This window comes from Paenibacillus durus, assembly GCF_000756615.1.
Lineage (GTDB): Bacteria > Bacillota > Bacilli > Paenibacillales > Paenibacillaceae > Paenibacillus_AQ > Paenibacillus_AQ durus.
Window position 1 is genome coordinate 2,512,141 of the sequence record NZ_CP009288.1, and the last position, 22,889, is coordinate 2,535,029.

A 22,889-nucleotide genomic window follows, 5' to 3' on the forward strand; every position below is an offset into this window, starting at 1 on the left:
GCAATGATCCAATAAGGAGATGAAATCAATCCATGAAGGCAAAAGTAGAAAAAATTTATCCGCTGTCCCCGATGCAAAAAGGGATGTTGTTTCATGCGATGGAAACCCCGGCTGAAGACGCTTATTTTGAACAGACTGTTCTGGATATCAATGGTGCAGTTGATGCTGTTATCTTCGAAGAGAGTTTTAATGAGCTGCTGCGCCGCCATGAAATATTAAGAGCCTCCATTCACACCAAAATGGACGAGCCCGTTCATATCATTCTGACCCGCAGAACGATTAAATTCAAATACATGGATATAACGGATTCGGCAGACGTGGATCCAACGCAATTCATTGCGCAATACCTGAAAGAGGATCAAAGGACAGGTTTTAACCTGTCCAAGGACAACCTGCTGAGGGTAGGCCTCGTCCGTATACAAGAGCAGCATTATAAAATGGTCTGGACATTCCATCATATGGTGCTGGACGGATGGAGCATCGGCATATTATTTAATGAATTGCTGACCATATACGCAAGCAAGGCTCAAGGGAAGGAACCCCAATTAGATGAGGTCCGACCTTATAGTGAATATATGAAGTGGCTGCAGAATCAGGACAAAGAAAACGGGCTTAGTTATTGGAAAGACTATTTGGCAGGTTATAACGAAAAAGCAAGCTTGCCTGCTCAGCATACACGAGCCGAGGATTTACCATTCGTAAGAAAAGAAAAAAGGATTGAGTTCTCCAAAGAACTGACCAATAAGATCAAAAAGATGGCTCAACGAAATGCGATCACCTTGCATACCGTCATTCAAACCTTATGGGGTTTTCTGCTGGCGAAGTACAATGACCGGGATGATACTGTTTTCGGGACAGTTGTTTCTGGAAGAGAGGCTAACGTAGAGGGTATTGAACAAATGGTGGGATTATTTATCAATACCATTCCGACACGTGTAAGCATGAACGGCGATACAAGCTTTGTTGATCTCATGAAAAAAATTCAGTCCGACGCATTGGCAAGCCAGTCCTACCAATATTTGAGTCTGGCAGAGGTGCAATCACTGAGCGAGCTTAAACATGATCTTCTTGATCATGTCGTCGTATTTGAGAATTACGCCTTTGATTCAAAATCGATGGAGCAGAAGAAAAATGATCTTGGCTTTGAAATAAGGGAAGTCAATGGAGATGAAAGGACAAATTACCACTTTACTATTGCTGCAGGACTAGGAGAAAAATTAACCTTGCTCCTTATTTATAACGCACAGGTACACGAGCCAAGCATAATGGATCAAATTGAAAAGCATATGAAGATGGTCATGAATCAAATTGCATCTAACGAAGAGATCCGAGCGAAAGACATCGTTCTGGTCAGTGAGGACGAAAGACAGAAGCTGGGGTACCTGTTCCATGGCAAACAGACGGATTATCCCAGAGAAAAAACCATTCCAGAGCTGTTCGAAGAGCAGGTGGAGAAAACGCCGGATGCTGCTGCGGTGGTGATGGGCCATATCCGTCTGAGTTACAGGGAGCTGCATGAAAAGTCGAACCGGCTGGCCGCTCGCCTGCGCGCCCGGGGAATTCAGAGCCAAGCCATTATCGGACTGATGGCAGAGCGTTCGCCTGACATGATCGTGGGTATTCTCGGCATTTTGAAGTCGGGTGCGGCGTATCTTCCCATGGATCCCGAATGGCCAAGCGAACGGATCGAGCATATGCTGCACGACAGCGGGGCGGCACTGCTGCTGACTCAACAGCAGTGGATGACCGGCCTGCCATCCGGGACAGAGGCGATGCTGCTGGACTCGGATGAAGAGGACATGGCTGCCGCGAAGCTGGGCCGGGAGCCGGAGACTGGCAGTGCGGACGATTTGGCGTATATCATTTACACCTCCGGTTCAACGGGAACGCCGAAGGGCGTCATGATCTCCCATGCCAATGCGATCCGCGTCGTGCAAGAGACGGATTATATCACGATTCGCCAGGAAGACGCGGTATTGCAGCTATCCAATTATGCCTTTGACGGTTCGGTCTTTGATATCTTTGGTGCTCTGCTGAACGGAGCCCGGCTGGTTTTGATTGAACAGGAGACGGTGCTGGATATAGCTAAGCTGGCGGAAGTGATGAACCGGGAGAACATTACGGTGGCGTTCATGACCACCGCACTCTTCAATGTGCTGGTGGACCGGGAGCCAGACTGCCTGAAAGGGCTCCGCAAGCTGTTATTCGGCGGGGAGCGCGGATCGGTCATTCATGCGAGAAAGGCGCTGGCAAGCCTCGGCCCGGACAAGCTGATTCATGTGTACGGACCGACGGAAAGCACGGTATTTACCACCTACTATTCTATCAATGAAATCGATGAGGATGCCGGAAGCCTTCCGATCGGGAAGCCGATTGCGAATACATCGGTATGGATCGTTGATCGGAATCAGCAGCTCGTGCCTCCGGGAGTGCCTGGAGAGCTGTGTATTTCCGGAGACGGCTTAAGCCGGGGATATTTAAATAACGAAGAACTGACGGCTACCAAATTTGTGCCTCATCCCTTCGAGTCGGGGGGACGGATGTACCGGACCGGAGACCGGGTTCGCTGGCTGCCGGACGGACAGATCGAATTTCTGGAGAGAATGGACCATCAGGTCAAATTGCGGGGTTACCGGATCGAGCTCGGGGAAATCGAGCAGGTTCTGCTGGAACATGAGAACATCCGGGAAGCCATCGTGCTGGCAAGGAAAGATCCGGCCGGTCAGGATGTACTTTACGCGTACGTAACTGCAGCGGTTGAGCTGAGCCGAACGGAGATCCGGGCATACGCGGGAAGCCGCCTGCCGGGTTACATGATTCCGGCTTACTTCATTCTGCTCGACCACTTGCCGCTGACAGCCAACGGGAAGGTGGACCGGAAAGCCCTGCCGGAGCCTGACGCTAGCGCACACGCCGAAAGCGGATATGCGGCTCCGAGTACTACGCTGGAGCACCGTGTTTTAGAGATCTGGAAAGAGGTATTAGGTGCCAAGTCAATTGGTATTCATGACCACTTCTTTGAAGTGGGAGGACATTCGCTGAAAGCTACAACTTTAGCGTCTAGAATTCATAAAGAACTTCAAGTCGCCGTACCTTTAAGACAGATTTTTCTTACGCCGACCATCCAAGGAATCGCGGAATATATCCATTCGGCTAAAGAACATGCGTATTCATCGATCGAAAAAGCAGAAGATAAGCCGTATTATGCTCTGTCGTCTGCTCAACGAAGACTGCATATCTTGAACCAGATCGCGGATGCGGGAACATCCTACAATATGCCTGCCGTGATGAGGATCAAAGGGTACTTGGATATTGCGCGTTTTGAGCATGCTTTCAGACAACTCGTGCACAGACATGAAGCGTTCAGAACTTCTTTTTTATTGATAGACGGTGAACCTGTTCAAAAAATAGAGCAGGATGTCCCTTTTACCATAGGTAGAAGACATTTGGGAGAGGAGTCTCTGGATGAGACTATTCAAAGCATGATTCGTCCTTTCGAATTGGATCAAGCGCCTCTTTTGCGTGTCGAAATTATTGAAATGAGTGAACACGATCAAATCGTGGTTATGGATATGCATCATATTATTGCGGACGGCGTGTCTACGGGGATCTTGACCCAGGAATTCCACGCGCTTTATGATGGAAAAAAATTGCCCCCTTTACCGCTGCAATATAAGGATTATTCCGAGTGGCAAAAAAAATGGTTCTTGCAGGATGCCATGAAAGAGCAGGAAAAGTATTGGCTGGACATGTTCAAAGGCGAGATTCCTGTTCTTCAGCTGCCCGCAGATTGGCCGCGACCGAAAACCTACAGTTTCAAAGGAGACCGAATTCGCTTTAACCTAGATCCTCAGATCTTAAGACAGCTCCATCAAATGGCCAGGGATCATGAAGCGACTCTGTATATGCTGCTGTTGGCAGGATACACGACGCTGCTTGCAAAATATTCGGGCCAGGAGGATATCATTGTTGGTTCACCGATTGCCGGACGAGTGCATGAGGATTTGAAGCCGATCATCGGGATATTTGTAAACACGCTGGCCATGAGGAATTTCCCGCGTTTCAATCTGCCATTTACCGAATTTTTGAAGCAAGTGAAGGAAAATTCGCTGAAAGCTTACGAAAATCAGAATTACCCGTTTGATGAACTTGTTGATAAATTAAATCTTCACAGAGATAGAAGCAGAAATGCATTAATTGACACCATGTTTGTCCTGCAAAATTTGGATCATCCAAATGAAAAGCTTTCAGGATTACAGATTGAACCGTACGAAAGTGAATTACCGATAGCCAAATTCGACTTGACTCTTATAGCTACCGAAAAAGACGGCGAACTGGAATTAGAATTGGAGTATTGCAGCGACTTGTTTTCCCGGACAACGATAGAGAGCATGTCAGGACATTTAATTCGTTTATTCACTGAAATCGTACGACAACCTGAATGTCCACTCGGCGAGATTAATCTTGTCTCGGACGAGGAACGGCAAATGCTGCTGCATGTTTTTAATGATACCGCGAGGGAATATCCCCGTGATCAAGCGGTTCCTCAATTCATTGAAGATCAGGCTCACCGCAGACCCGACCATACAGCTGTCGTGTTCGAAGGCGAGCAGCTGACGTACCGGGAGCTGAACGAGCAGGCTGATCGCGTCGCTCAGCTGCTGCGGGCCCGGGGCGTAAGACGGGAGACGCCCGTTGGCATCATGATCGACCGCTCCCTGGAGATGGTGACCGGGCTGCTCGGCATTCTAAAATCCGGCGGGGCCTATCTGCCGCTGGACCCGGCGTTTCCGGAAGAACGGATCCGTTACATGCTGGAGGACAGCGGGGCCAAGCTGGTCGTGACGCAGGGCCACTTGGTAAATAAGGTGGGTAAGGCCAGCAGGGATTGTGAGACCCTCGTCATCGACGACTCGATCCTGACGATGCAGACGGTTCAGGAAGCTTCGGCACAGACCTCTGCTGCTGCCAATAAGGTTGACCATGATCCGCAGGACCTTGCGTATATTATCTATACGTCAGGTTCCACCGGACTGCCTAAAGGTGTTTTGGTGGAGCACGGTGCCTTTGCTAACTTTTGCCAAGGGTATGCCAAGACTCAGCACATAACGGAACAGGATCGGGTATCCAACTATTTGCAGATTACCTTTGATGCTTCGATCAGCGAAATTTTCCCGGCGCTGATGATGGGCGCAACGTTGCATGTCATTCCGGCTGAATTGCGCCTGGATTTGAGTAGGCTTAATGCTTATATGAACGAGCAATCCATCACGCTGGCGACGTTTCCTTGCAAAGTGTGCGAAGCCTTTATTGGGCAGCCGAATGAATCCCTACGCCTGCTGATTGCTGGAGGAGAGCAGCTGAAGCTGAGCACCTTGCCGCATTATCCGGTAGTGAACGCATATGGGCCAACCGAAAATACAGTCGTAACCACCAGCCAGCTGATCGACCGGGCAGGAGGGAATATCCCGATTGGCAAGCCGGTACCCAATACACGGATCTATATCCTGAACAGAAGCCGGCAGCTCTGTCCGGTGGGTGTGACCGGAGAACTGTATATTGCGGGCGACAGTTTGGCGCGCGGCTACCTGAACAACGCGGTGCAGACGGCGGAGAAGTTCGTGGACAATCCATATGAGCCCGGGGGCAGAATGTACCGGACCGGAGATCTGGCGCGCTGGCTGCCCGATGGCAGTTTGGTCTTTATGGGACGCGCCGACCAACAGGTTAAGATCCGGGGCTACCGGATCGAACCGGGCGAAGTTGAGCAGCAGCTCCTGAAGCATCCGGCGATCCGTGAGGCAGTGGTCATTGCACACGAGGACCGGCAGGGCGTTAGCTCCTTATGTGCCTATCTCATCTCGGATGATGTGTGGACGACAACAGCTGTAAGGGAGCTACTGGAAGCGGAGCTGCCAGAGTACATGATTCCTGCATATGTAATACAGTTGGAACAGCTGCCGCTGACTTCCCACGGCAAGCTGGACCGGAAGTCCCTGCCGGAACCGGATCGGAGTTTGCGGTCAGGACCGGATTATGAAGCGCCGCGTAATGAAGTGGAGGAAAAGCTTGTTTCCGTGTGGCGCGAAGTGCTCGGGATTGAAGATATTGGGATCAACCATCAATTCTTTGTCTCCGGGGGCGATTCCATCAAAGCGCTCCAGATTGGGTCGCGGCTCGCCAAAGCAGGTCTCCGGCTGGAGGTTAAGGATTTATTTGCCCATCCGAAAATTAAAGATCTGTCCTCTTATGTCAAGGTGGAACAGCGGGAACGGCGAACGGAAGAAAGCGTGGAAGGAGAGGTGGAGTACACACCGATTCAACAGTGGTTCTTCCAGCAAAACCGCGAGGAGCGTAACCATTTCACACAGTCGTTCATGCTGCACCGGGCGGAAGGATTCGAAGCATCCCGAATCGAGCAGGTCTTCGACCAACTGCTGGCGCACCATGATGCGCTGCGGATGATCTATGCAGAGCAGGATGGAGAGATCAGGCAAATCAACCGTAGAGCGGGAGAGCGGATGTTTAGTCTACACCGCTATGACGTTCGGGGAATGGATGATCAGGAGCGGCAGGTCTACGAGATTGCCACGAAAATCCAGCAAGCCAGCGCCATTGAAGAAGGAAAGCTGGTTCAGATAGGTTTGTTTCGGGCCGAAGACGGCGACCACCTGCTTATCGCCATCCACCATCTAGTAGTGGACGGGGTATCCTGGCGCATTCTGCTTGAGGATTTTGAACTGCTCTACAGACAGGCAGAGCAAGACGCGCCGCTGGACATCGGCTTCAAGACGGATTCCTATCAGCGCTTTGCGGGGGAGCTGAAGGAATACGCGCTGGGCAAGCAGGCGGAGAAAGAGCGTGCCTACTGGACGGAGCTGGCGGCAGTCAAGACCCGCTTTATACCGGGACAGGTTGTGCCGGAACCGGATACGTTCGCAAACAGCCGGACGATCCAGAGCAGCCTGAGGGAAGAAACGACGCTGCAACTGTTGCGGGAAAGCAATCGGGCGTATCAGACGGAAATTAATGATTTGTTGCTGAGTGCGCTGTATGTTGCAGTACGGGAGCTGACGGGAGAGCAGCGGCTGAAAGTCAATCTGGAAGGTCACGGCCGGGAAGATGTGCTGGAAGGAATGGATGTGAGCCGGACGGTGGGCTGGTTCACGACGATGTATCCGGTGGTACTGGAAGGCGAGGAACAGGACGAATTGTCCAAGACGATCAAGCGGATTAAGGAAGGATTGCGGAAAGTGCCGAACAAGGGCATTGGCTACGGGGTGCTAAAGTACCTTACCCGGGTACCGGAGCTGCAGAATGAAGAGCGTGCACCTGTCGCTTTTAACTACATAGGGGAGATGGATGGTACGATGCAGGGTGAGGGAATATTCCGGGAATCCCGGTTCTCCTCGGGGGAAAGCATCGGCAGCAACATTGTTCGAAACAATCCTATTGAATTCAATACTTTTGTAATGCACGGCGAATTGATTGTCAATACAACATTTAACGAGGCGCAATTCAGTGAATCGGTTGTTCAGCATCTTCTTCAGACGTATATCCAGTCCATCACAACCATTGTTAATCATTGCGTAAATAAAGTTGAAACGGAAAAAACACCTTCTGATTATGGCGATACAAGTTTAACTTTGGATGAACTCGAACGTATTAAGACAGCATACAGTGATAATACGATTGAGCGGATTTATCCTTTAACCAACATGCAGCAGGGCATGATCTTCCATGCTATGGAAGATACGAATTCAACCGCTTACTTTCAGCAGACCGTTATGGATATACAAGGATTTGTTGACGCAGAGGCCCTCCAGCACAGCTTCAATGAAATTATGAGCAGGCATGAAGCATTAAGAGCCTCCTTTGAATACAGACATGTTGAGGAGCCTCGGCAAATTATTATAAGGCACCGGGATGTTGTATTTGAATGGATGGATTTGCGGACGATGGACTCTATCCAATCCGTTGCAGCAATCGAAGAATATTTGAAGCAGGACAAGGGAAAAGGATTTGACTTAAGCAGAGAAGCGCTAATGCGCGTCGCCCTCTTCCACAAGGATGACAGCTCCTACACGTTGGTATGGAGTCATCATCATATTTTGCTGGACGGATGGTGTCTGGGAATTATTCTGACGGAGTTATTCCAGCTTTACAGAGCAAAGATCAAAGGCGTTCCTCACCAGCTTAAGGAACCCAAACCATATCGTCATTATATCGAATGGCTGGTTGATCAGGATGAGGAGGAAGGAAGAGCCTATTGGACCCGTTATCTGCAGGGTTATGAAACGCAAGCGCAAATTCCAGGGTCACTCCATGCCACCACAAATCTGCCTTATATCCGGAACGAGAAGAACGTTTCCTTCGGACGGTCCCTCACGAAGAAACTGGCTGAATTAGCCAATTCCAACGGTGTGACTTTGAATACAGTCATTCAGTGTCTGTGGGGGCTTGTATTAGCCAGATATAATGATACGGAAGAAGTTGTATTTGGCACCGTTGTTTCCGGTAGAGAAGCCCCTGTGGAGGGCATAGAAGAGACTGTCGGGCTGTTTATCAACACCATACCCGTTAGGATCAGGCTGGAACGCAGCAAGGATTTTGGAGAAGTTCTACGGAAAGTACAGAAGGAGACGATTGAAAGCAATCAGTTCAATTATATGAATCTGGCAGAAGTCCAAGCGCTGAGTGAACTGAATAAAGAACTGATCGACCATGTTTTTGTTTTTGAGAATTATGCTGTGAATCACGGTGCTCTGCATCAAGCCAATGAAGACATCGGTTTCCAAATTGAGAGCTTGCGTGCGGATGAGCAGAGCAATTACGGTTTCATGATTTCAGCAACACCGGGAGAACAACTGCATTTGGTCATCACTTATGACGGAAACAAATACGATAATCAGGTTATTGATAATATAGAGCAGCATCTCCGCTGGGTTGCCGAGCAAGTATCCTCAGGTGAATGCAAGCAGCTTGCAGACATTGAACTTGTTTCCGGACAGGAAAGAGAATGGCTTCTTGAGCGTTTTAATGAACCCCAAACGGAGTATCCGCGCAGCTTAACTATTCATCAAATGTTCGAGGAACAGGCACAAAGGACACCGGAACAAACGGCAATTGTTTTTGAGACGCAAAAACTGACGTACCGGGAACTTAACGAGCGCTCTAACCGTTTAGCCCGAACGCTCAAAGCCAGGGGTATTGGAACGGACCAGTTCGTTGCAATCATGGCAGACCGATCACTGGACATGATTGTTGGTCTGTTGGCCATATTAAAAGCTGGCGGAGCTTATGTGCCGATTGATCCAGAATATCCCGATGATCGAATTCGCTATATGCTGGAGGATTCGGGCGCATCTCTGCTCCTTTTACAGGAAAAACGGATGAACCGCGGATTATACGCTGGGCCGTGTATCGTGTTAGAGGATGAGTCGTTCTATCACCACGACAGTACAAATCTGGAGAGTACCACCCAGCCGCATCATCTGGCATATGTCATTTACACCTCGGGTACAACCGGAAAGCCTAAAGGGACGCTGATTGAACATAAAAATGTTATTCGCCTGCTGGTGAATGAACGGAACCGCTTTGATTTTAACCAAACGGATACGTGGACGATGTTCCACTCCTTCTGCTTTGACTTCTCCGTGTGGGAAATGTATGGTGCACTTCTATACGGCGGCAAACTGGTTGTTGTCTCTCACGCTGTGGCCAGCCAGCCAGCAAAATTTCTGCAGTTGTTAATCCAACAAGGTGTGACGATCCTGAATCAGACGCCATCCTATTTCTACAAACTGCTGCATGAAGAGATGGGCCGTAGCACAGCCGACTTGGCTGTCCGTAAAGTGATCTTCGGTGGTGAGGCGCTTAGTCCAAGTTTATTAAAAGACTGGTCACTCCGGTATCCTTCCATGCAGATGATTAATATGTACGGCATTACGGAAACCACGGTTCATGTGACCTACAAAGAGATAACAGATGCCGATATGGAGCAGGGCAAAAGCAGTATAGGTCGGCCGTTGCCGACATTAAGAGCGTATATCTTGAATCAGTATCGGCATCTTCAGCCTGTGGGTAGTGCGGGTGAGTTATACGTAGCGGGAGACGGTTTGGCGAGAGGTTATTTAAACCGGGAGGAGCTTACAGCCGAAAGATTCGTAGACGATCCGTTTTATCCGGGAGTGAAGATGTATAAATCCGGCGATCTGGCCAGGTGGCAATCGGACGGAAACATGGAGTACTTAGGAAGGATAGACCATCAGGTCAAAATTCGGGGATACCGGATTGAACTGGGAGAGATTGAACATCAATTGCTGAAGCAGAAGCCAGTCAAGGATGCCATCGTGATTGCGAGAAAAGACGAGGAACAGTCTGATTATATATGCGCATATTTGACATTCAAAGGGACTGAACCGGATACGGTGATATCGGATATCAGACATGCATTGTCCCTTAATCTTCCTGACTATATGGTGCCGGCATATATTATGCAGCTGGATCAACTGCCGTTGACACCAAATGGAAAAGTAGACCGGAAAGCGTTGCCCGTTCCTGAGGTTGGTGTCAATACTGAATATGGTTATGATGCACCGACCAACAATGTTGAAAAACACTTGCTTTCCATCTGGCAAGACATACTGAAAACCGACAAAATCGGGATTAATCATCATTTCTTTGAAGTTGGCGGTCATTCTTTGAAAGCAGCAGCATTAATCTCCCGAATTCACAAAGAAATGGGCGTAGAGGTGCCGCTGAGACAAGTATTTATAACACCGACGATCAAAGGATTGGGACAATGGATTGCTTCTGCACAGGCAAGCGTATATCTGACGATACCCAAAGCGGAGGATAAACCCTATTATCCGCTCTCTTCGGCGCAGAGAAGACTGTATATCTTGAACCAAATCGAAGATAATAGCTTGGCCTATAATATGCCGTTTGCAATAAGGTTAACCGGCAGCTTGGATGTACCAAGACTGGAGCAGGCTTTCCAAAAACTCGTTGCCCGCCATGAGTCCTTGAGGACCTCCTTTCATATGATCGACGGACAGCCTGTACAAAAAATTCAACAGTGGGCTGACTTCACAATAGGGTACAGCGAGCTGGGCGGACAAAATATAGATGAATGCTATAAAAGGTTCATCCGTCCGTTTGATCTTACACAGGCACCTCTGTTGCGTGTAGAAATTGTAAAAATCGATGAACGAGAGTTCATTCTGGTATTTGATATGCATCATATTATTTCTGATGGTGTATCGATGGGTATATTGACTAAGGAACTTGCTGCACTATACGAGGGGCGTGAGTTGGAGCCGCTGGAATTGCAATACAAGGATTACTCTCAATGGCAGGCTGAATATCACACAGCAGCTGCAATTAAACAGCAGGCAGATTACTGGCTCAATGTTTTTGAAGGTGATATACCTGTTCTTGAATTACCTACAGATTATACCAGACCACAGCACCGGAGCTATGCAGGGGATCTGTTTCCGTTTGAATTGTCTCCTTGCCTGACTGGCAGGCTGCAGCGTTTAGGACAGGAGCATGGAGCTACGATGTTTATGTTGCTGCTCGCGGGATATTCAACGTTGCTGTCTCGTTATACTGGACAGAAAGATCTCGTCATAGGCTCGCCAATTGCCGGCAATTCACAGCCGGAGCTTAAAAATGTTATTGGCTTGTTTATCAATACGCTGGCACTTAGAACCAATCCGACAGGTGATTCTACCTTTCTTGAATATTTAAACGAAGTTAAAGAGACTACGCTGAAAGCATATGAGAATCAGGAATATCCGTTTGATGAACTCGTCGAGAATCTGGCTTTAACAAGGGATATGTCCAGAAGCGCGTTGTTTGATACGATGCTGGTGCTGCAAAACTTCGAAAGCAATGAATTCGTTATTGACGGGTTGACCTTTAGTTCTTGCAATATGAATGTGGCATTATCTAAATTTGATTTAACGTTGACCGCCTTTGAAGAAGATGACCGGATCAAATGTATTTTCACTTACTCAACCGAATTGTTTAAGCGTGAAACGATAGAACGAATGGTCGGCCACTTGATTCATATTTTTGAAGAAATCAGCGAAAATCCGGTGCTTAAATTAAAAGAAATCTCTATGCTTTCAGCTGAAGAATCCGAATCGTTATTACTCTTGTCCAACGGCAAACGTGTTCATGATCCGGAGGACAAAACGATAAGTCAATTATTTGAAGATCAAGTGAAAAGGACGCCTCAGCATACGGCAGTGGTATTCGGAGAGTATAGCTTGACTTACCAGGAGTTGAACAACAAATCGAACCAATTAGCCAGATGGTTAAAAGCAAAAGGTGCTGTTGCGGAATCCATTGTGGCTCTAATTATTAAGCCGTCACTCGATATGATTGTGAGCATGTTGGCTGTATTGAAGGCTGGAGCGGTGTTCTTGCCTATAGATCCTGATCAGACAACAGCACGAACAAACGTTATTTTCAGGGACAGTGAGGCTCGGATTTTGCTTGTGAACCGGACTCTTTCTGAAGGCATTTATTTTGGTGGAGAGGTGCTGGATCTCAGGGATAGGCACTTAGACACCATAGATACAGGTGACCTTTTGCTTCCGAACTCTCCGGACAATAATGTTTATATGATTTATACATCCGGTTCAACGGGAATTCCTAAAGGTGTTCTTGTTCGTAACAGTAATCTTGTCAATTATACCCGCTGGTTCATACGGGAGGCCGGTCTTTCTTCGGATGACAAAACGATGTTAATGTCTTCGTATGCCTTTGATTTAGGATATACAGGTATTTTCACATCGTTGCTGCAGGGATGTCAGCTTCACCTGGTGCCTAAGGAACTATATTCCGATGCTTCAACAGCATTAAAGATGATCAGGGAGCAGGGCATTACGTTTGTCAAGCTGACACCGTCTTTGTTTAATGTGATCGTCAATGATGCTGCATTTGCGAATCATCAGAGTTCGCTGCGGTTAGTCGTTCTAGGCGGAGAAAAAATCAATACAGCAGATGTTGAAACGTTCTACCGCCGCTATCCGGACAGCACGGTAATGAATCACTATGGGCCCACTGAAACAACCATTGGAGTTGTATACCAAAAAATATCGCGCCAAGAACTGGCATCTTTCACAAAACGTCCTGTTATTGGCATGCCCATTGACAATACTAGGGTGTACGTACTTGACTCCTATATGAATCTTTTGCCGGAAGGCATATATGGGGAATTGTGCGTATCAGGTAAAGGGGTGTCTAGTGGTTATTTCAATCAAACTCAATTAACCCGTGAAAAATTTTTGGACGATCCGTTTCATCCTGGTCAAGTTATGTACCGGACAGGGGATTTGGCCAGAAGGCTAAACAATGGTTGTTTGGAACTGGCCGGCAGGATCGACAGCCAAGTGAAAATACGGGGATACCGCATTGAAACCGAAGAAATTAAGAGACAACTGCTCCAACTGGAGGGGATTCAGGAAGCACTGATAGTTGCACGAGATAATAAAGAAGGTTCAAACTATTTATGCGCCTATATTACGAGCGGCAATCCGGTAACATTTGATGAGTTGCGGTCACATCTAAGCCGTGAACTGCCCGACTATATGATACCGTCCTATTTCGTGCTGCTGGATCGTCTTCCCTTAACGCCTAATGGGAAAGTTGATCTGAAGTCACTTCCAGAACCTGATATCAGTATTGGCGGAGAAGCAGAGTACGAAGCACCGCGAAACGAGGTGGAAGCGCAACTGACAGCTGTGTGGGAAGAAGTGCTTGGATTCAAACCGTTGGGTATTAATCATAATTTCTTTGCCGCTGGCGGAGATTCGATAAAAGCACTGCAGATCATATCCAGGCTCTCCCGAGCAGGTATGATGCTGACTATGAAAGAACTGTTTGCTAACCCGCAAATCAAACTGCTGGGCAAATATGTAAAAAACGAAGTGCGTGTTAAGAAAATGCAGGAAATGATTACAGGCGAAGTCGCTTTAACACCTATACAGAAGTCGTATTTTATGAACTATACTTCTGGAGCGGATCATTTCAATCAGGCAGTGATACTGTATCGGGAAGATGGATTTGACCAGGAAAAGGTCAGCAGTGTAATGAAAAAGCTTATGTATCATCATGATGCACTGCGGATGATCTATCGGTTTGATCGGAGTCATATTGTTCAAATTAACCGGGATATGGAAGCCGATTTGTTCAGTATGGACGTTGTTGACGTGTCGGAGCTCGATGAGGCAAATCTTCATATCAAGGTGCAAGATGTTGCCACTAGACTGCATCAGCAAATCAATATTCAGCAGGGTCCTCTTGTGAAAACAGCAATCTTCAGAACAAATCAAGGAGATCATCTCCTTATCATTATTCATCATTTGATTATTGACGGTGTGTCATGGCGAATCATATTGGAGGATTTTGCAATAGGCTACAATCAATTATTGGAGAAGCAGGAACTGTCATTCTATCCGGTTTCCGAATCTTACCAGCACTATGCTTCAATGCTTCAAACTTACGCCAAAAGCAGAAAGCTTCAAGGGGAGAAGGATTATTGGAAAGCAGTGTCTGCGGAAAAAGTAGTATTTCTCAACAAAATTGAAGATATATCGGAGTTCCGGTATGGTGATAATCAATTTTTAAGTATCTCCCTTAATCAAGAGGAGACAGACAAGCTTCTTCGAAAAACCAACCATGCATACAACACCGAAATCAATGATATTTTGATTGCTGCCCTGACAATTGCGGTCAGAGAACAGACAGGGGAGAACAAAATCAAAATCAGCATGGAAGGTCACGGTCGTGAGCATCTGGTTGATAATCTGGATATCAGCCGTACCGTTGGATGGTTTACAAGCAAGTATCCGGTACTTATTGACTTGGGTACTGATGACGATATTGGCGTGAATATTAAACGGGTAAAAGAGCAATTAAGAAAAGTTCCGCTTAAAGGCATCGGTTATGGGATTTTAAAGTATTTAACGGAAGATTTAAATTCAAGACACGAGGAAAATCCGCCTTTGCTGTTCAATTATTTGGGTCAGATGGACCAGGAGATGAACAATAATCAGTTTAATTCTTCCTGGCTGCCTGCAGGGGAACTGATCGGAAATGCGGTAATCCGGGCGAACCCGATGGAATTAAATGCCCTGGTTGTTGAGGGACAATTAACCGTAAATCTGACTTATAACCATAAGGTGTATAGAAAGGATACGGTGAAAGCATTTGCGGAGTCGTATATAAGAGCACTTCAAATGGTTATAGCCCATTGTTTAAGCAGACAAGTTACAGAGAAAACACCATCGGACTACGGTGATAAGGAGCTTAGCCTGGAACAACTGGAGATCATTCTGAAGAAATATAACGGCTGGCAGGTTGAAAAGATCTATCCGCTGGCTAACATGCAACGTGGGATGCTTTTTCACACCCTTGAGGATCAGGAGAGCAGAGCTTATTTTGAACAAGTCATTATTGATCTAAAAGGGGAGTTAAATGCACAGTGGCTCAAGGAAAGTCTGAACGAGGTTATGACGAGGCATGAAATACTTCGTGCATCGTACGAATATGATGCCGTTTCCGAACCGCGGAATGTCATTATCAAAAATAGGCTCGTTGAATTTGTTTACCAGGATAACCGTTATTTAGGTATAGAGGAGTGCAAAGCAAGCGTCGCAGCCATTGCCCGGGAGGACAGAAGCCGAGGCTTCGACATGAGTCAAGATACACTGATCCGGTTCCAACTGATTCGAACAGACGATGACAGGCATACGCTAATCTGGAGTAACCATCATATTCTGCTTGACGGATGGGCCAGAGGGCTGATTCTCGGTGAACTGCTTCATTTATACAGCAGCAAGGCATCCGGGCGGGAATACAGATTGGAAGAGGCAGCACCTTACAGCGACTATATCCAATGGATGCAGGAACTGGACAAAGAAGAGGCTAAATCTTATTGGAGCCGGTACCTTGAATTTTATGAGAACAAGGCTCAAATTCCAATGAGAGCGAACAGCCCAGCTCCTACGGTACGCCATAAAGAACATCACATCCGGTTCTCTAAAGATCTAACTCAACAAATGAACCGGCTGGCTAACCGGAACAATGTGACATTTTATACCGTTTTACAGTGTATATGGGGAGTTGTACTTGCCAAATATAATGATACAAAAGATGTCGTCTTTGGAACCGTTGTATCAGGAAGGGAAGCCCCAGTCACTGGCATTGAAAGAATGGTTGGTTTGTTCATAAATACAATACCTGCCCGGATTAATTGGGAACCGCAGCACAGCTTCAAACAATTAATGAAAAATATTCAGAACAAGTCGATTGAGAGTAATGAGTATCATCATTTGAATTTATCCGAAATTCAATCGTTAAGCAGCCTGAAAAGGGATCTTATCGATCATGTCATGGTATTTGAAAACTATGGTGCGGATGAGAGTCTTGCCCAGCACGGCGAGAGCAATCTGGGATTTGTAGTTGAGGAAGTGCATAGCCAGGAGCAAACTAACTATGGTTTTAATCTCATTGCTATCCCCGGTGATCAATTGCTTATAAAACTTGCATATGATGCGGGTAAATACGAAAAGTCAGTGATCTTGAATATTGAGAAACATATACTATCGGTGTTGGAACAAGTTGTTCACGATGACAACAGATTAATAGACAACATCGAACTGGTTGCAGACGAAGAAAGGGCGGTATTGCTGCAGCAATTCAACAACACAACGGTTTCATATCCTAAGGAGAAAACGATTGATCAGCTCTTTATAGAGCAGGCAGCAAGAACACCTGAGCTTACTGCAGTAATACTTGGAGAGCATACATTAACCTATCGGGAGCTTAATACCAAGTCCAACCAGTTGGCAAGACACTTAAGATCTTTAGGTGTGCGCCCAGACACCATGGTAGGTATCATGGTTGAGCGTTCGCCTGAAATGATTGTCGGCATCTTGGGGATTATGAAAGCGGGCGGTGCGTATGTTCCTATTGATCCGGATTATCCTTCTGACAGAATTGAGTTTATACTGCAGGATTGCGGGGCACATTTTATATTGGAAAAAGGAACGGGTCTCATTCGTAATGGCAAACAATCTGTATTCCTGAATGCTGATTACAGCACATATTCTGCCGAACCTTTGGAACCACTGACCGGACCGGAAAATGTGGCTTATATGATCTATACCTCCGGATCAACCGGAAAGCCCAAAGGAACCATGATTCGACACAGAGGACTTGTGAATTATATTACATGGGCGGAGTGCGTTTATTTGCAGGATGACAAGCTTGATTTTGCTTTATATTCATCATTTGCTTTTGATTTGACGATAACATCTATCTTTACACCATTAATTTCTGGAAATAAAATAGTTGTATACCCAAATGATGGGGACGGGCCTATTGTCCGAGAAGTATTTCTGGATAATAAAGCGGGTATTGTCAAATTAACGCCTTCGCATCTGAACTTAATTAAAGATATGGATAATACCCAATCCAGCATTAAACGGCTGATTGTCGGAGGGGAAGATTTGAAGTCAGATCTGGCCAGGGCGGTATATGAAAGCTTCGGTCATCACATTGAAATATACAATGAGTATGGACCAACTGAAACGGTTGTTGGCTGCATGATCCATCGCTATGATCCGGAGAAGGACGACCGCGTATCTGTACCGATTGGCAGACCGGCTTCCAACGTCCAACTGTACGTTCTGGATCACAACAAACATCTGCTGCCGGCAGGCATGCCTGGCGAGCTGTATATTGGCGGTGATGGTGTATCCAAAGGATATTACCAACGGCCGGAATTAACTGCCGAGAGGTTTGTCCCAAGCCCATTCTTAGACGGTGTTACCCTTTATCGTACCGGAGATCTGGTGAAGTGGCTGCCAAGTGGGAATATGGAATTTTTGGGCCGTATCGATCAGCAAGTAAAAATCCGAGGGTACCGCATTGAACCCGCTGAAATTGAACATCAGCTACTGCAACAGCTATCGGTCAAGGACGCTGTAGTAATGGCACTAACCGATCGCACCCAGCAGCACTATCTCTGCGCATATATTGTGCCAAGGGATGTACACAGCCAAGGCGAGATGATGGAGCTTAAGCAGATGCTGCTGAAGAAGCTGCCGGAATATATGGTTCCGTCCTACTTTGTGGTATTGGAGCAATTACCTTTGACCGTTAATGGAAAAGTGGACTTGAAGGCATTGCCTGAGCCGGACGGAGGAAATACAGTTGGGGAAGAATATATACCGCCAGGTACCGTCCTTGAAGAACAATTGGTCGAGGTCTGGGAGGACATCTTACCGGTCAAACCGATCAGCATCCATGCCAATTTGTTTGAGAGCGGGGCCAATTCCTTAAACATTATGTCTTTTGTTTCAAGAATGTACGGAAAATTAAATTTTAGAATACCGTTTAAAAATATATTTGAAAATCCAACCATTGCCGGTTTGGCTGCCTTTATAGAAAAGGCTAAGGATCTGTTGGAAGATTATACGGAAGACTGTATTCAGCTCACACGGTCAAGCAGGAGCAACAAAAACATATTCTGTTTCCCTCCCGCGGCTTCTATGGGAATTGCCTACATGGCCTTGGCGCAGCATCTGGAGTTGTACTCGGTCTACACCTTCAATTTTATTAAATCCGAAGACCGCATCGAACAATATGCCAAAATAATGACAGATATTCAAAAAGACGGCCCGTTCATTTTATTGGGGTATTCATCTGGAGGCATTCTTGCATTTGATGTTGCCAAAGAACTGAATCGTCAAGGTTATGAGGTTAGCGATTTAATCATCCTGGACTCCAGATACCGGACAACTGTTGACGAGAACCGCCTTACTGAAGAGCAGTTCAGACAAGAACTTTATAAAAAGTTCGACCTGGAACAGTATAATGATCTTGAAAAGTTAGCCCGTGACTATCTCATGGAGCTGATAACCAAATCGTATAAGTATGTGCATGAAGCCATTACCTTCGGATCTATTGACGGAAATATCAGTTACATTACTTCCGGTGACGCGGGCTCAAATGCTCAAAAAGCACTTTGGAAAAATGCAACAACACAGCAATTTAAAATTATCCGAGGCCATGGAAGCCACATGCAAATGATTGCGAAGGCTTATCCTGACATTGTTAAGGAGAATGCAATGCTCATTAATGATTTGTTGGCCAGCATTAAATTGTAACATCTTAAAAGTTGGCGTTTCGTGTTAAAAACGCCAACTTTTTTAAGATGAAAGAAGGGTTTGTACAGATGGAAAATATTCGTGTACTCATCGCTGACGATGATAAAGACATTCGGGATTTATTGAAAAAGTATCTGGAAAGAGAACTATATACGGTCGTTACTGCTGTAGATGGCCAGGAAGCTTTGCAATTATTTAACCAGCACAAGTATAATCTGATTATTTTGGACTTGATGATGCCAAGGATGGATGGCCTTGAGACTTGTCGAAGGCTGCGTAATAAAAGCAATGTGCCTATTTTGATGCTAACGGCCAAAGATCATGAAACCGATAAAATTGTTGGCTTAGGCGTAGGAGCAGACGATTATATCACCAAACCATTCAGCATCAATGAGGTAGTGGCCAGAATAAAGGCTCTTATGAGAAGGTTTTTGGTACTTGGCAGCGAGAACAGCACCAGCAGTGAATTGATCAAATTTAAAGGCTTAACGATGAATATGAAGACGTATACGGTTGAAATCGACGGAATGGAAATTGCATTTACCGCAAAAGAAATTGAACTGCTTAAATTTTTGATGTCCAATCCAGGTCGAGTATTTACCAAAGCCCAGTTATTTCGTAATGTGTGGGATAACGGTCTTCTGGATGACGACAACACCGTTATGGTATATATCCGAAAACTTAGGAAGAAAATAGAGTCCGATCCGTCTGATCCTCAATTTATCAAAACAGTGTGGGGTATTGGCTACAAGTTTGTAGGTGAGAAAGATGAATAAAAACGGAGTAACGATGCTTTCGGGTATACAGCTTGTCGTCCTTATGCTGACATGGACACTGGAGATGAACGCAGTGCTTTCAGACATGATGAGGACAGGCTTGTATATCACTTTGTTTGTTCTGAGTGTTCTGCTGATGGCAAGTCACTATCAAACAAGCAGTAAGCAAAAAACAATTGCGTATGAAATGAATAAGGCGGTAAACGGAAATCTGAAAATAAGATTATTAAGTAAAGGCAATTACCTGTTGGATGAAATTGTATTTGCGGTAAACGGATTAATTGAGCAGCTTGAGCGAGTACAAATTCAAACCAAACGATCTCAGGCGGAAAGAAGAAGTCTGTTGTCAAGCATTTCACATGACATCAGAACGCCTCTGACCTCAATGATTGGTTATGTTGATGCCCTCAAAGATGACATAGCTGCTACGGATGAGGAAAAGCAGGAATACCTTGCAATTATTTCGAGAAAATCGAAAGATTTAAAGAAACTGATTGATCAAATGTTCACAATAGCCAAGCTGGATGCTGATGAAATGCCAATGAGAGTGGAGCCACTGGACTTTACTGAATTGACAAGGGAGACGCTGATTGAATTCTTCCCGGACATCAAAAAATATGATATGGAACTAAAAGTAAACATCCCCGAAAACAAATGTCTTATTTTGGCTGACCGTATCAGCATTGTGCGGATTATTGGCAATATGATCAAAAATGCCGTCCAATACGGAAATGAAGGAAAAGTGCTAGGTATCAACTTTACTGAAACTGGTTCAACATTTCAACTGGAGATATGGGATCAAGGCCCAGGGATATCCAAGCAAGATATGGGACATGTATTTGAACGCATGTACCGAAGCGATCATGCCCGTACGCCTATGCATGGAGGAAGCGGGCTTGGACTTGCTATTGCAAAAACTTTAGCTGAGAAGAATGGCGGCCAGATCTGGGCAGAGAGCGCTCCCCGGAAAAAGACGTCATTTTTCTTTCGTATGCCCAGACATAAGTAAAATGCTAAGTTAAGAGATAATTAAGAAATAGATAAGCGCTATTTAAAATCTCAAACCTAGAATAAAAACATAATCTTTGAGAAGGAAGGTGCGTTCTACGTGAGTGTTGTCATCAAAACAACGAATTTAACCAAAGTGTACGGTAATCAAAAATCAGTCAATTCACTGAATATGACGGTCCGTCAAGGGGATATTTACGGTTTTCTCGGACGAAACGGCGCGGGTAAAACTACAACGATTCGCATGCTGCTTGGACTCATTAAACCTACTCATGGTGAAATTGAAATATTTGGAGAGAATCTGTTCAACAATCAGAAAGAAATTTTAAGACGGACCGGATCGATCGTCGAAGTTCCGGGCTTCTATGAGAATTTGACAGCAAGAGAAAATCTGTTAATTAACGCCAAAATTATGGGGATTTACAAAAAAGAAGCGATCGAAGAATCTCTTGAAATCGTAGGATTGCAAAATGAAACCAAAAAACTGGTCGGCAAATATTCACTGGGAATGAAGCAAAGATTAGGCATTGCCAGAGCGCTGCTTCATTATCCGGAGCTGTTGGTTCTGGATGAACCGACGAATGGATTGGACCCGATCGGTATTAAAGAGATGCGGAGACTCATTAAAGATCTTGCGACTGAACGGAATATAACGATATTGATCTCCAGCCACATCTTGTCTGAAATTGAGCAGTTGGTTGATCATATGGGGATTATTCATGAAGGGAATCTGCTGGAGGAGGTCTCGTTTGAACAGCTTAGAAAAAGAAACCGTAAATATACCGAGTTTCAGGTATCCAATGATAATAAGGCTGCAACACTGCTGGACGGATTAGAGCAGGTTGAGTACGAAGTTCATGATGAAGGAAACATTCGACTGTATTCTCATTTAGGCCAACAAGGGCAAATCAACAAAATGTTTATACAGAACGATATTGAAGTGACTAAGATTATAGTCAGCGAAGACAGACTGGAAGACTATTTTACCAAATTGGTTGGGGGTGGCACCATTGGTTAATCTGCTCTATAGCGAACTTCTCAAGTTAAAGCGCTCTAAAATGCTTTTGCTTAGCATTATTGGAGCAGCTGTGGCTCCGTTCATGGTAGCCGCCGCGATGTTTGTTCAAATGAAAACAAAACAGCCGACAATCATCGCCCAATTCCATGTGCTTCTGTATAATACCAGCATCTATGCCGTACTCGTTATCGGAGTCCCCTTATATGGTGTCATTACTGCATACCTTTACAACCGGGAATATGCAGAAGACACAATGAAAAATTTGTTGACGATTCCCGTTTCAAGAGTCGCGCTTTTAATATCAAAATGGATTCTATTATTCGGCTGGATTATGTTGTTGACTTTGATGGCTTGGGCTTTGGCACTTCTGTTTGGAACCATAGGTCAGTTTGCCGGCCTGGATCTTTCGTTTGTACTCAATTCATTCAGCAATTTTGCTGTGGCGGGCATTCTGCTATTTCTGCTGTCAACTCCCATTATTCTGATTACACTCGTGTTGAAAAGTTTTGTGCCGGCCATTATTGTAACGATTATTATTACACTGATGAACGTTATGCTGGCAACGAGTGAACATCGTGGATTATTCCCATGGACTGCGGCACTGGATATCGCCAACGGCACGCTGGAGGCTAAATATCCTCCGGAATATTCGTACATAGCCATAGCTGCAACGTCAGTGCTGGGATTAATTTTGGCGATTATGTACTTCAAAAAAATAGATATTCATTGAGGATGTTTGTTTGTGAATCTTTGGGAACAGCCGTTTGCGGACCCATATGACAAGGATATGAGAGAAGGGGCTATCTTCTCGTCACTTTTGGTGATTTAGGGACAGCCCCTTCATCCTTGTCAAATAACGAAAGCAGTTCAGGTTCGTGTGAGCTAACCCCCCCCCCC

5 protein-coding genes are annotated in these 22,889 nt (G+C 45.8%); all 5 read left to right on the forward strand.

What is annotated here, in order from left to right; translation table 11 throughout:
- Positions 1-32 precede the first annotated feature (32 nt).
- The 5 genes from PDUR_RS10850 to PDUR_RS10870 all read left to right on the forward strand — a co-directional run bounded on the left by PDUR_RS10850 (position 33) and on the right by PDUR_RS10870 (position 22,722).
- Entirely contained in the window at positions 33-19,190 is a 19,158-nt protein-coding gene (locus tag PDUR_RS10850; protein WP_042206284.1) for a non-ribosomal peptide synthetase, read from the forward strand.
- 68 nt (positions 19,191-19,258) lie between these two features.
- On the forward strand, positions 19,259-19,966 hold the full coding sequence (locus PDUR_RS10855) for a response regulator transcription factor (RefSeq protein WP_042206285.1): 708 nt from the start codon (positions 19,259-19,261) through the stop codon (positions 19,964-19,966).
- Entirely contained in the window at positions 19,959-20,975 is a 1,017-nt protein-coding gene (locus PDUR_RS10860) for a sensor histidine kinase (protein ID WP_042206286.1), read from the forward strand. The genes PDUR_RS10855 and PDUR_RS10860 overlap by 8 nt, the downstream gene beginning before the upstream one ends.
- Positions 20,976-21,074: 99 nt before the next feature.
- Positions 21,075-21,992: an ABC transporter ATP-binding protein gene (locus tag PDUR_RS10865; RefSeq protein WP_042206287.1), complete on the forward strand. Its 918-nt coding sequence runs from the start codon at positions 21,075-21,077 to the stop codon at positions 21,990-21,992.
- Positions 21,985-22,722, forward strand: coding sequence for an ABC transporter permease (locus tag PDUR_RS10870; RefSeq protein WP_042206288.1), 738 nt, complete (start codon positions 21,985-21,987; stop codon positions 22,720-22,722). The genes PDUR_RS10865 and PDUR_RS10870 overlap by 8 nt, the downstream gene beginning before the upstream one ends.
- Positions 22,723-22,889: the final 167 nt, after the last annotated feature.